Genomic DNA, 12,626 nt, shown 5'->3' with positions numbered 1-12,626 from the left:
TGGAATTCCAACAAAGGTATTGGGATCGCCCCCTCCCTGGTTCGGGTGGGGGGAGTGGCTCGTGGGAGAGCGCCTTCTCCTATATCATAGAATTGAGATCTTCGCAACTAAATTTTACATCCTACTCTTGTTGGAATTCCAACAGTGCCTTCCTTTCCTCCGCGCTTTTCTCTTTCAGCTTCCTCATCTCTTCGTGAAATTTACCAAAATCCTTTCCGACTTCTAAAAATCTTTTCGTGAAATACCCGGTCCCAGAATTATATCGAAGCATTCCGATGAAGTCTTCGTTATTCCAATTTCTTTCTGCAAGTTTTTTGGAATTGATCTTGGTCCATTTTGTTTGGAGTAGTTTTCTTCGGAAGTTTGAGATGATCTCCGTTTTTTTCTTTCGTAATGTGTCTTCTGTGCCACCTTCCGTATATGTGGCTTTGAGTAGATTTGCAGTTTCTATAATTATATTTTTATAAAGTTTTGTTTCTTCTTCGGATCTTTTTCTTTCTTCTAATAGTTTTGGGCCGCCGATCTTTAGGACATATTCGTCCGATCCGACGTCTTCTACAAAACTCGCATAACTTTCGTTAAATAAAGAATCTCCCGGAAAGTAAACTGTAGCATGCGCCATTTCGTGGATGACTATGGAAGCTAAATCTCCTGGGTCTTCATAAAGTTGAGAAGAGAATAATGGATCTTCAAACCATCCCAAAGTGGAATATCCTGCTGTGATCCTTATTCTTGTGTCGAAGCCTTGATCTTTGAGGGATTGTTCTTCTTCTTTCGCTTTTTCTAATGAGAAGTATCCTTTGTAAGGAACCGTACCCGCGATCGGAAACCACCAAGTATAAGATTCGAATCGGAGTGGATGGCAGGCGCTTACATGCCAACCGATTGCCGATCTATCCAATTGAACGAAACTTTTGAATCCACCTTCAGGTGAGAGCGCTAATTCTTGGATCCCGAATTCTCTGATCTTCTCCACTTCCTTTAATTTTATTTTGGTAGATTCCGATACTTCAGGATCAGCCAAAACTTCTTGGATTGCTTTTCTTTGTAGAAGTATCTTTGCCTGTTCTTTTCCGAGATGAAAGAGGTAGGGTATACATCCTTGGCCGGAAAAGAATAGAAAAAACAAAACAGGTATCCCGGAAAAGAATCCGAGTCGACGATTCTTTCCGTTAGGTAGAAGGTGGGTTGAGTCTGATTGCATGAATATTCGTCTTCCTAAAATCGTTTGGGTCAATATCGGACTTTTGGTTTTATTCCTATTCGTCCTCATTCTCCCGGGAGAAGGAGGTTTGTCCTCTTTTTTCCGAGGCGGCAAACCTTTAGGTTATTCCGACCAAAGAGCAGGGATACAATTACAGAACGCTTTCCGCAATGTTTATAATTTTTCAAAAGATTCTGTGGTTTCTATCCGAACCAAAAAAACGGAAGCGATCACAAGTCCTTACCAATATTTCGATTACCGCACCGAAAAACTTTCCTCTTTTGGGAGCGGATTTCTGATCCACGAAAAAGGATATGTTGTCACAAATTTTCACGTTATTTCCGACGCGGAAAGTATAGAAGTAATCGCTTCCGACGGTAGCGTTTTCCCTGCTAAATTTGTGGGAAGCCATGAAAGAGCGGATATTGCTCTTCTGAAAATCAAAGAAGGTAGCGGACTTAAACCTGTCTCTTTCGGAGATTCTGATAAGATAGAAGTGGGGGACTGGGCGATCGCAATCGGTTCTCCTTTCGGCCTGGAAAGATCTTTTTCAGTGGGTGTGGTTTCTGCGAAATATAGGGAAGATCTGGATGAGACTGGCCAAACCCATATCCAAACGGACAGTATGATCAACCCTGGTTCCAGCGGTGGGCCTCTCTTGAATATTTATGGAGAAGTCATCGGGATCAATCGTTTGATCCGAAGCGACTCAGGTAGGAACACCGGCATCGGTTTTGCCATCCCGATGAACTATGCCAAGAAAATTATCCAGCTCATCGAAGAGAACAAGGGCAGAATTATCCGACCTGCTACTTTGGGAGTGATGGCGACTGTCCCACTTCCGGATCATAGAAAGACTCTCGGGATTCCTGCGGATTGGAAGGGAGTCTTGGTGTATGATATGGACTCAGGTTCTTCTGCGGAAAGTTCCGGTTTGAAACGATACGATTTCATTATGGAAGCAAACGGAGTCCAAGTTAAAAATATTAATGATCTGAGGGAACAGGTCGGAATAGTAGGATTAGGCGGCAGGTTAAAACTTAGGATCTACAGGGAAAAAGCCCTAGAAGAACTGACCGTTAGATTGATTCAGAAATAATTTTTCAAAAATCATAAGGCTAGACATGAGAAGAAATATCGTTCATAGCGGTGCTGATGCTCTCATTTACGAGATCCGTCAGATCGTAGGAGTAGCTAAAAAGTTAGAAGCTCTCGGAGTTCCGATTACGTACGAGAATATCGGGGACCCCATCCAAAAAGGAGAGAAGGTCGCTCCTTGGATGAAAAAAATCGTTTCGGATCTGATCCTTGAAGACAAGTCCTGGGCCTATACGGCTACTCAAGGATTTGAAAAGACCAGAAATTTTTTAGCAGATAAAGTGAACGAAAGAGGCGGAGCCCAAATTACCGCCGATGATATTTTATTCTTCAACGGACTCGGCGACGCGGTCGCTAAAATTTTCGGATTCTTACGAAGAGAGGCTCGAGTTATAGGGCCAAGCCCTGCATATTCTACACTTTCTTCTGCGGAAGCGGCTCACTCAGGTTATGAGCATATGACTTATAACTTAAATCCGGAGCAGGGCTGGATGCCTGATCTGGAAGATATTGAGAATAAGGTCAAATACAATGACTCGATTGCTGGTATTCTTCTGATCAATCCGGATAATCCGACCGGTGCAGTATATGATAAAAATGTAATGCGTGAGATCGTTAAGATCGCAGAAAAATATGATGTAATGCTTATCTGCGACGAGACCTATGCTCATGTGAATTATTCGGAAACCGGTACTATCCATCTTTCCGAAGTAATCGGAGATAAGGTGCCAGGAATGGCTCTTCGTTCCGTCTCCAAGGAATTTCCTTGGCCGGGTGGAAGATGCGGCTGGTTGGAGATATTCAATAAGGATAAAGATCCTGTTTTTGCACGTTATGTAAAATCTCTCTTGGATGCTAAGATGTTGGAAGTTTGTTCTACTACTCTTCCTCAGATGTCAATTCCGGAAGTATATTCCCATCCTCAGTTCCTTCCCCACTTAAAAGAAAGAAACGAGAAGTTCAAGAAGAGAGCGAAACTTGCCACTGAGTTTTTTAAAGGACTCAAAGGTGTTACTGTAGTCGAACCTAAAGGTGCATTTTATCTTACCGTTGCATTTGATAAAGGGATCCTGGGGAATAAGATGACTCTTCCTATCTCCAATCCAAAGGCAGAAGAATTTATCCGTCCTCTTCTCGGGAATTGTGCTCCGGATCGTAGGTTTGTTTATTATCTTCTGGCTTCTACAGGTATTTGTGTGGTTCCACTTTCTTCTTTCTGTACTGATAGAGACGGTTTTAGAGTAACGCTTTTAGAAGAAGACGAGGAAAAATTCCGTTGGATCTATGGTACTTTGAGAAAGAGTATAGAGGATTACACAGCTTCCGCTTAGGATATGAGAAACGAAAAAGAAAGAGTTCCTAAGATCGGAGTGATGGATTCCGGAATGGGAGGACTTTCCGTTCTAAAGGAACTCTTGGATCTTCCATATTCTGCAAATTTTCTCTATTATGGAGATCTTGCACACGCCCCTTATGGAGAGAAGCAGACTTCCGAAGTCTTGGAACTTACGCGTAACGTGTGTAATATATTCTTACAAGAAAAAGTAGATGCAATCCTTCTCGCGTGTAACACTGCAACCTCCGCTTCCGCTTCTAAATTAAGAGAAGAATTATCCGTACCTGTATTCGGGATGGAGCCTGCGATCAAACCTGCACTTCTTGCACACCCAGGAGAAAGAATTGCGTTACTCGCTACTTCAGTTACTCATAGAGAAGAAAAATTGCAGGAATTAAAATCGGAATTAGGCGCATCAGAAAGAGTAGTTCACCTGAATTGCGACGGTCTCGCAACACTCGTGGACCAAGGAAAATGGGAAGAAGCCAAACTTCTTCTTAAAGACATATTACAAATCCCTAAAGAACAAGGCATCCGTGCTCTTGTGTTGGGATGCACACATTATGTATTCTTAAAAAATGAGATCAAAGACCTTTATCCTGATGCGATCCTTCACGATGGGAACCAGGGAACTATACGCCATTTAGTCAGATCTCTTCAACTGGATGAAAAACAAGGGCAGCCAAACTATACACTCTTCTTTTCTTCTATTACAAACCGGGAGGAAACGGAAGATCTGGCCTCCCGATTATTGCAAAAGTAATTTCGCAATGCGTTTACGGAGCATGCAGAGTTTCAACGCTGCGCAGGCGGAATGTGTTCAAACTTATCACGCATTCGCTGTGCGACTGCCGGTTCAACGGGTTTCAAGGTTTCGGTTGTCACGGCTGGATTTTTGCGAAGCGCAGAGCGCGGTCGAACGGGGCGGCGCTCAAATCCTCCGCCGCAGTTCGGACAAACATTCGAAAGCACGCTGTCTACACAACCGGCACAAAAGGTACACTCGAACGAACAGATCATTGCCTCAACTGAGTCAGGCGGGAGAGCCTTAGCGCAATTTTCACATGATGGGCGCAATGCAAGCATGGATACATTCTCGGAGCTGTAATCCGGCACGTCAGTCAAAAAACGTGGCGTTTCGGTGAGATAACGCATGCCTGATGATGATAACGGGATTTAAGGGCGGCGACTGAACTGGGGCGCCGAAAGTTATTTGTCGTTTTAAAAAATTTAGGCGCTAATCAATTCTTTATAATTTTTGATTTCTTTCAATTCATTCGAGATCCGTTCTCTTTCTTCACGGATCTCATATTCATCCTGGATCCCCATCCAGAATTCAACGGAATTGCCGAAAAACTTAGAGAACCTTAAAGCAGTATCCGCAGATATTCCTCTTTTACCATGAATGATTTCGCTGATTCTAGTAGGATTTAACTTAGTCTCTTTCGCCAAGCGATATGCAGTTATATTCATCGGCAAAAGAAATTCTTCATACAAAATTTCACCTGGATGTACATTTGGAATCTTTTTCATAATGCCCTCTAATGATAATCAACTATTTCAACATCAAAGGCGTTGCCATCTTTCCATTTAAAGCATATCCGCCACTGATTATTGATTCTAATGCTATATTGTCCTGCTCTTTCTCCTGAAAGTCTTTCCAAATGATTTGAAGGAGGAATTTTAAGATCTTCAATTTGCTTAGATCGAGCAATCATGACTAATTTTCGATAAGCAATCGGTTGAATTTGATTCGGGAGTTTTTTTGAAAATTCCTGATTCCAAACTTTTTCAGTCTCCTTTGATTTAAAGGAATTGATCACGTTTTATATTCTTGTTTATCGATAGTATTGTCAAGCAGGAATAGTTAGAAAATGGTAGAAATTATTCATTTAATGAATTCTGCCAAATATTCAGTTCTAATGAATGGAAAAGAAGAGAATAATGATCAAACTTAAATTTTACTTTGGTTTAGTCGAAGTGGAGTAGGCAGAGGCGGCCAAAGCTTTTTTGAGAAATTTTTTTCCTAAAGAGTACTTTTTTTGGTTCCCGGTCTAGGTGCTTTGTATTAGCTTTATGAATCCGTATGAACTCTATATCCATATCAAAGCTAGTTACGATCCTGTTGGTTCCGAGCCTATTCTTCTTCTGCAAACCTAAAGAAGAAGAAACTACGGATGCAATCGTCTCCTTTATCGTAGGAAAGGCGACTGCGGAAAAAGCGGGCTCCGTTCTGAAGGCAAGTGATCGTATTGTGGAATCCGAAATCGTAAAAACGGACAAGGATGCAACCTTAGATCTAACCACTACTTTAGGGACAGTCCGACTCTTGGGTGGTTCAGAGGCTTCTATCGCTGCATTGAGAGCGGATCAAAATTACATTAAGATCAACTCAGGCAATATTTTAGTAAAAGTCGCCAAACTGAAAAAGAACGAATCTATTTCCATCGACACTCCTACCGTAGTAGCTGCTGTTAGAGGGACCCAATTCTGGGGACAAGTGAATCCTGCTAACGAAACTGGAACATTTGCAGTTCGCGAAGGTAGCGTTCAGATTACCAGAAAAGACGACGAAGCTCGAGTTTTAGTAAAGGCGGGAGAAGCTGTGGACTTAGGACCTGGAATTAAGGCCCTAAAAGTTCGCCCTGCAGCTGCAGGTGAGCTCTCCGCAATGGAACAAATTGACCAAATGAAATAGCTTTTTTTCTGGGCATTAGACCCGATCTGGGAATTCTGTTCTGGAGCGGGTCCATGCAAGAAGATATTAGTTATAAATCCGCCGGAGTCGATACAGAAGCCGGCCAAGAATTCGTCAAAAAGATCAAACAAAACGTAGAATCCACCCATGGCCCCAGAGTTTTAGGCGGGCTCGGAGGATTTTCAGGTGCCTTCGACGTTTCCTTCCTCAAAAATTATAAAAACCCAATATTACTCAGCGGCACCGACGGAGTAGGCACCAAGGTTGAGCTTGCTCGTTTATTCAATATCCATGATACGATCGGCATCGACTTAGTCGCTATGTGTGCGAACGATATTCTTGTCTCAGGTGGAGAGCCTTTATTCTTCTTAGATTATATAGCCTGCGGTAAATTGATCCCTGAAAGAATGGAAAGGATCGTTGCAGGTATCGTAAAAGGATGTAAACTTTCAGGAGCTGCTTTACTCGGCGGAGAAACTGCGGAACATCCAGGCACGATGGATCCCGACGAATACGATTTAGGCGGATTCGTAGTAGGTGCAGTGGAGAAGGAAGACTTAATAGATGGATCTAAGGTCAAGCCTGGAGATATCGTTTTAGGTTTGGAATCTTCCGGTCCTCATAGCAATGGATTTTCTCTTATTCGTAAATTATATTTAGAGGGGGGAAGAAAGCTTCCCGCAAATCCGGAGTTAGTCGGTTTCTTAAAAGAATTCGCACTTCGTCCAACTCGAATTTATGTGCAAAGTATACTGAACCTTATTAAGAAGGTCGAAGTAAAAGGAATGGTGCATATCACTGGAGGAGGTTTTTACGAAAACATCCCTAGAGTGCTCTCTGATTCCTTAGCAGTAGAGATCAAAAGGGAAAATCTTCCTGAGAATCCTTTCTTTACAAGAGTTCAAAAAGATTTTCCTTCCTTATCTGAAAAGGAATTGTATTCCACTTTTAATATGGGAATCGGATACATAGTCATCGTTTCTCCAGAGTCTGTATCGGATGCGACTGCGGCTTTGGAAGAAAAAGGAGAACTGGTCCATAAAATCGGAGTAATCACTTCGAAAAATAAAGAGTCTGTTCTTTTTGTCTGAACTTTTCAAACCGGCAGATATATGGATCGGATCCAAGCTCTTTTAAAAAATCCAGTTTTCATTCTATCTAAAAAGAACCCGTTCATGCTTTCCAGATGGAGTATTTTATATGTGCTCCTGGGACTATTTGCTGGAGTATTTTCCGCAGTATTTTGGAAAGTTTTGGAATATCTCACCAAACTTTTAGCCGATTTCCAAGGACATTCTGTAATTGTGATCATGACCTTGTCCGGTCTTGGTATCGGTCTTCTAATTTACTTCCTGGGGGAACCCGGAGAAATTTCATTAGTAATCGATAATATTCGTTTTAGGGGAGGAAAACTCGACTCTAAGAGTAATCCTTCTATGAGTTTGTCTTCTTTACTCAGTATTTCTTCGGGAGGAAGTGCAGGCCCTGAGGCTCCTCTCGTCCAGATCACTGGATCTTTTGGGAGTTGGTTTGCTGAGAAGTTAGGATTAGAAGGAGAAGAGCTGAGATCTATGACCATCGCAGGGATGGCAGCCGGATTTACTTCTCTATTCGGTTCTCCTTTAGGCGGGGCACTCTTCGCGTTGGAAATCCTACAGCATAGACATGTTGTGGAATATTACGAGGCTCTATTACCCGCGTTTCTCTCTAGTTGTAGCGCCTACTTTGTATTCTTATTCATGACGGATATGGGAATTGGACCTACTTGGGAATTTCCTCAATATGTTCCTGGCGGAATAGAGGATTTCCAATACGCGATCGGATTTGGGATGGCGGGAGCTCTAGTTGGTTGGATCTTTTATGGAATATTCAAAATTACTAAATTTTCTTTCTCTAAAATAGCACTTCCTATTTTTATCAAGACGACCATCGGCGGATTATTACTGGGTTGTATTGCATATTACGAGCCATTGACTAGATATTTCGGTCATGATCAATTGAATGAGATCGTAGTTACCAAAGGAAATTGGATCTTTTTCGGGACTCTCGCTTTATTAAAAATATTAGCGATCAATATTACTGTTTCTAGCGGTTGGAGGGGTGGGATTATCATACCGTTATTCTTCGTTGGAGCAGTGGCCGGTAGATTCTTTATGGACTTTTTTCCTTCTGAAAACGAATCCTTTTTGCTGATCTGTTTGATGGCATCTGTGAATGCATCCGTGACCAAAACACCTATCAGCACTACTATATTACTCACTGGATTAACCGGAGTTTCCAATTTTACTCCAGTATTATTTGCCTCTTTGAGCGGATATTTCTTATCCCCAAAAGCTCCTTTTATTAGTTCTCAGGCGGATTCGGTTTAATTTTTAGATAGGATTGACCCGCGTGATTTTGTCCTGGACGATTTCCGGCAAATCGATAAAAGATAGCCAACTCTATGGGAATTTTCTCTAAAAAGGATCCGTTCTTTCTTCTGGCGGCATTCTTATTTTTCGCATATTGTTCTCCTTCTCCTAAAAAAGCTTTATTAGAGAATGGTGTTATAGATTGGGAAAAATCTCGGACCCAGGGAAAATGTTTCCGAATGACCGGGGACTGGAAGTTTGCATGGTTGGGCGCTACTCCGGATACAAGCATTCCAAAAGAGCCTGAAAAATTTTCCACAAGTGTGATTCCCAGTAGTTGGACGCCGGGTTCCGACGAAGGAGAATTTCCTAAATATGGAAAAGCGCTGTATAGAGTAGACCTGGTTTCCTCAGTTCCTGTCGAAAGTTTGCATCTAGTTTCTTATGACCAAGGAACAAATTATAGGATACTATTTAACGGAAAAGTAATTAATGAAGTAGGAAAGGTTGGAGATCCGACCGAAGATGGACTCGAACTTAAGACCAGTTATTCTATTCTTCCTCCTTGGCAAGGAACGGCACATCTTGATTTTGAAGTTTCAAATTACCAATATAGAAAAGGAGGACTTTGGAAACCTCCTGTTATAGGCACTCCGGAATGTGTGGGCCGCTACTATCTAGATAGAAGGGACTTGGAGGGAATTTTATGCGGAGGACTTTTTTTCTTAGGTCTGTTCCATATTTTTGTATCGGTTTTTTATAAAAAAGATTCTTCCGCTTTGATCCTCGGGATTTTTTCCATTACAGTAGGACTTAGATTGTATTCCACAGGAGTAAGATTACTTCCGGAACATTTTTTAGTAGGACCCGAGATCTATCTTAGGACTGAATTTATCACATGGTTTATGGGAATGCCCTTGGCCCAACATTTCCTACTGGAAGTGTTCCCAGTAAATTTCGGAAAAAAATTCCTGAAACTAGGATATATTTTCGCAGGAATATTTACACTCATCACTTTGTTTACTGGGCCTGCGATCTATTCTTATTTAATCAATCCTTCTTATCTTCTCTTTGTATTTAACGGGGCCTGTTCTTTGGTTGTATTAGCAAAAGCAGTCTCTCAGAAAATGGTGGGAGCTTACATTTATCTTACCGGTTTTATCTTCCTTCTATTCTTCTTGATAAGTGAAATACTTTTCCATGCGGAGCTCTTGGATTCCTGGGAACTGAGCGGAATAGGAGTAGGAATATTCGTGCTTGGAAATGCACTTTCTTTATCCAGCAAGATGTTGAGCGGATTCAGAGAAAGAGAGAAGGTCCAAGAGATCTTAAATACAAACTTGGAAGAACTGGTCCGAAAGAGGACCAGAGAATTGGAATTTGCAAGAGACGAGGCTGAGGCCGCCAATAAAGCAAAAAGTGAATTTTTGATCAACGTAGACCATGAGGTTCGAACTCCTATGAATGGTATCGTTGGCATCACCCAAATGTTACTGGATGCGGATCTTAAGCCGGAACATAAGGAAATGTTGGAGTTACTAAAGAGAAGTGGGGACGCAATGATGGTGATCCTTGGTTCTATGTTGGATGCTTCCAGTTTGGAAAAAGGTACATTATATCTTTTGAATAAACGTTTCAGTCTTAAGGCCGCTATCTACGAAGCTGCCATGAGAGTAGAAGACAAGATCCGCAAAAAGAATCTGGATTTTAGTGTGACTCTCTCTGAAAACCTTCCCGAGACGGTAGAAGGAGACGAAGAAAGATTTAAAACAATGTTGTTGGTCCTACTGGAAAACGCGGAGAAGTTTACAGTAAAAGGATTTATCAAACTCACTGGAGAAAAAGTCCAAGACACCAACCTGGACTATCGCCTTAGATTTAGAGTCGAAGATTCAGGCATCGGAATTCCCGAAGATAAACTCGGTTCTATATTCAATCCATTCCAACAGGTGGATTCAGGGGTGACTAAACCTTTCCAGGGAGCAGGGCTTGGTTTAGCACTTTGTAAGGCTCTCGCTCAGAAAATGGACGGCGATATTTCCGTCCAAAGTGTGCCGGGTAAAGGTTCCGAATTTATACTGGAAATCGCCCTATCGAAACCGGAAATCCAATCTTGACATAAGATTTCCACCTTCCAAGCTGGGTCCAAACTATATGGGAAGGATCCAAGAACTCAGTCCGGAATTAATCAACCAAATCGCAGCGGGAGAAGTTATCGAATCCGCTCACTCCGTCTTAAAAGAAATGATGGAGAACTCGGTGGATGCTGGTGCAGACACGATCGAAGTCGAATCCAGAGACGGAGGCTTGACCTCACTTCTTCTTTCGGACAATGGATCAGGAATCGAAGAGGAGGATATTCCTCTCGCAATCCAAAGACATGCTACAAGCAAGATCCGTACATTAAAGGATCTTGAATTAGTTTCTTCTTATGGATTTCGGGGAGAAGCATTGGCATCCATTGCCTCCGTTTCCAAGCTCACTATCGAGACCGGAACAGGGCAGCCTACCGCTTGGAAGGTGAGGGCAGAAAAAGGACAAATCCTATCCAAAGAATCTATCCCAGGTTTTCAAGGAACTAAGATCCTGGTTGAGGATCTATTTTATAATACTCCTGTCAGAAGAAAATTTTTAAAATCGGTTCGTTCTGAAGATAAGAAGATCCGTGACAAAGTGACTATCCAGGCACTTGCAAGAGAAGATATCAGGTTTAGATTTGTTCAGGATCATAAGGAGATCTATAGACTTTCTCCCAAAAATAAAAGAGAAAGGATCATAGATCTATTCGGAGAAAATTTCAGGGACCATTTGTTGGAGGTCCAACTGGAAAGAAAAGGTTGGAAGGCGACCGGTTATATCAGTGATCCTGATTTTTATAAATCCAATCGTACTGGCCAATTTATATTCGTGAACGGAAGACCAGTTGAGATCAAATATTCTTCGCATTTATTAAAAAAATGTTATGATGAACTTATTCCTCCGAACGCTCATCCATACTGTTTTTTATTTTTTGAAGTAGACCCGGAATCCATAGACGTAAATGTTCATCCTGCTAAAAAAGAGATACGTTTCTTGGATGAAGAAGGATTTAATACATTCTTCTTACAGTTAATCCAAAAAGAACTTAGATCCAGTACGCCAGTCAGTTTTTTAGAATTGAAAAACAGACTTTTAAGACCTGAGCCTAAGAAAATGGAATCTACGTTATATTCCTTTTCTGGTTCTACTTCTGCGGGGACAGAACAGCAACTTTTAGGTTCCTCTTTATATGAAGAAGTCAAACATTCTCCTTCTTTTCCCGTAGAAGCAATCGGGCCAGGTTCCAGGTTAGATGATCTAACTGATATTCCGATCAAACATTCCGAGTTTATTCCTAAAAAACATTTCGGACTATTATTCGAAACGTTTATCTTGGCAGAAGGAGAAGATGGTTTCTACATCATAGACCAACATACTGCCCACGAAAGGATACGTTACGAAGAAGTATTAAGAAAACTGAAAAAGAAAAATTACGGAATACAGCCGCTTCTCACGCCTATCCGTATCCCTGTTTCCAAACAAGAAGCAGAAGATATCAAAGAAAGATTGGGGGAATACCAAGAAGTCGGTTTAAAACTAGACTCACTCGGAGAAGACACAATGGTCCTTCGAGAAGTCCCCGGTTACTTTCTTCCTGGACATGAAAAAGAGATCGTTCTGGATTTTTTAAATCGCACCGGAGGCAAAGAAGTTCCGGAGCCTGAGTTATACGATCTTATGGCAAAATGTGTAGCTTGTAGATCCGCAGTCAAAAAAGGAGATCAACTTTCGGATCATCTAATCGCGGAGATGCTCAATCGTTTGAGTTATTGTGAAAATCCATCCCGTTGTCCTCATGGAAGACCCACCTTGGTCAAATTAACCAGAGAAGATCTGGAGAGAATGTTTCATCGCAGGTAA

Annotated in this window: 12 protein-coding genes; 8 read left to right on the top strand and 4 right to left on the bottom strand. The window is 41.7% G+C overall.

Annotation, left to right across the window (positions count from 1 at the left end; translation table 11 throughout):
• Positions 1 to 121 precede the first annotated feature (121 nt).
• A complete protein-coding gene (locus CH352_RS17430) occupies positions 122 to 1,204 on the bottom strand; it encodes an aminopeptidase (RefSeq protein ID WP_100706897.1) in 1,083 nt (360 codons plus the stop codon).
• Here CH352_RS17430 and CH352_RS17425 point away from each other — a divergent pair.
• From CH352_RS17425 to murI, 3 genes are read left to right on the top strand one after another with little or no spacing between them, the layout of a single operon-like run.
• Positions 1,203 to 2,303 (top strand): S1C family serine protease, encoded by a 1,101-nt coding sequence (locus CH352_RS17425; RefSeq protein ID WP_100706898.1) that lies wholly within the window; start codon positions 1,203 to 1,205, stop codon positions 2,301 to 2,303. The two genes, CH352_RS17430 and CH352_RS17425, sit on opposite strands and share 2 nt — an antisense overlap.
• A gap of 25 nt (positions 2,304 to 2,328) precedes the next feature.
• Complete coding sequence (locus CH352_RS17420) at positions 2,329 to 3,633, top strand: pyridoxal phosphate-dependent aminotransferase (protein ID WP_100706899.1); 1,305 nt, start codon at positions 2,329 to 2,331, stop codon at positions 3,631 to 3,633.
• A 3-nt stretch (positions 3,634 to 3,636) separates the two neighbouring features.
• Positions 3,637 to 4,401, top strand: a complete 765-nt coding sequence (gene murI / locus CH352_RS17415) for a glutamate racemase (RefSeq protein ID WP_100706900.1) — start codon at positions 3,637 to 3,639, stop codon at positions 4,399 to 4,401.
• Between the two features lie 32 nt (positions 4,402 to 4,433).
• Here the strand turns inward: murI and CH352_RS17410 are convergent, their stop codons facing one another.
• The 3 genes from CH352_RS17410 to CH352_RS17400 all read right to left on the bottom strand — a co-directional run bounded on the left by CH352_RS17410 (position 4,434) and on the right by CH352_RS17400 (position 5,461).
• On the bottom strand, positions 4,434 to 4,724 hold the full coding sequence (locus CH352_RS17410) for a DUF1272 domain-containing protein (protein WP_100706902.1): 291 nt from the start codon (positions 4,722 to 4,724) through the stop codon (positions 4,434 to 4,436).
• A gap of 144 nt (positions 4,725 to 4,868) precedes the next feature.
• Positions 4,869 to 5,171, bottom strand: a complete 303-nt coding sequence (locus CH352_RS17405; protein WP_100706903.1) for a HigA family addiction module antitoxin — start codon at positions 5,169 to 5,171, stop codon at positions 4,869 to 4,871.
• 8 nt (positions 5,172 to 5,179) lie between these two features.
• Complete coding sequence (locus tag CH352_RS17400; RefSeq protein WP_100706904.1) at positions 5,180 to 5,461, bottom strand: type II toxin-antitoxin system RelE/ParE family toxin; 282 nt, start codon at positions 5,459 to 5,461, stop codon at positions 5,180 to 5,182.
• Positions 5,462 to 5,724: 263 nt separating this feature from the next.
• On the opposite strand from CH352_RS17400, the gene lsa19 reads away from it, so the two are divergent.
• From lsa19 to mutL, 5 genes are all read left to right on the top strand, one after another.
• Positions 5,725 to 6,336, top strand: coding sequence for an adhesin Lsa19 (gene lsa19, locus CH352_RS17395; RefSeq protein WP_100706905.1), 612 nt, complete (start codon positions 5,725 to 5,727; stop codon positions 6,334 to 6,336).
• Positions 6,337 to 6,389: 53 nt separating this feature from the next.
• Complete coding sequence (purM, locus tag CH352_RS17390; protein ID WP_100706906.1) at positions 6,390 to 7,427, top strand: phosphoribosylformylglycinamidine cyclo-ligase; 1,038 nt, start codon at positions 6,390 to 6,392, stop codon at positions 7,425 to 7,427.
• A 21-nt stretch (positions 7,428 to 7,448) separates the two neighbouring features.
• On the top strand, positions 7,449 to 8,705 hold the full coding sequence (locus CH352_RS17385) for a chloride channel protein (protein ID WP_100706907.1): 1,257 nt from the start codon (positions 7,449 to 7,451) through the stop codon (positions 8,703 to 8,705).
• Positions 8,706 to 8,779: 74 nt separating this feature from the next.
• Complete coding sequence (locus CH352_RS17380; protein WP_100706908.1) at positions 8,780 to 10,804, top strand: sensor histidine kinase; 2,025 nt, start codon at positions 8,780 to 8,782, stop codon at positions 10,802 to 10,804.
• Positions 10,805 to 10,841: 37 nt separating this feature from the next.
• Positions 10,842 to 12,626, top strand: a complete 1,785-nt coding sequence (gene mutL, locus CH352_RS17375; RefSeq protein ID WP_100706910.1) for a DNA mismatch repair endonuclease MutL — start codon at positions 10,842 to 10,844, stop codon at positions 12,624 to 12,626.

It is taken from the genome of Leptospira hartskeerlii (genome assembly GCF_002811475.1).
In the GTDB taxonomy this organism is placed as follows: domain Bacteria; phylum Spirochaetota; class Leptospiria; order Leptospirales; family Leptospiraceae; genus Leptospira_B; species Leptospira_B hartskeerlii.
Note: the sequence above shows the minus strand (reverse complement) of the source record. Positions and strands in the feature narration are given on the sequence as shown.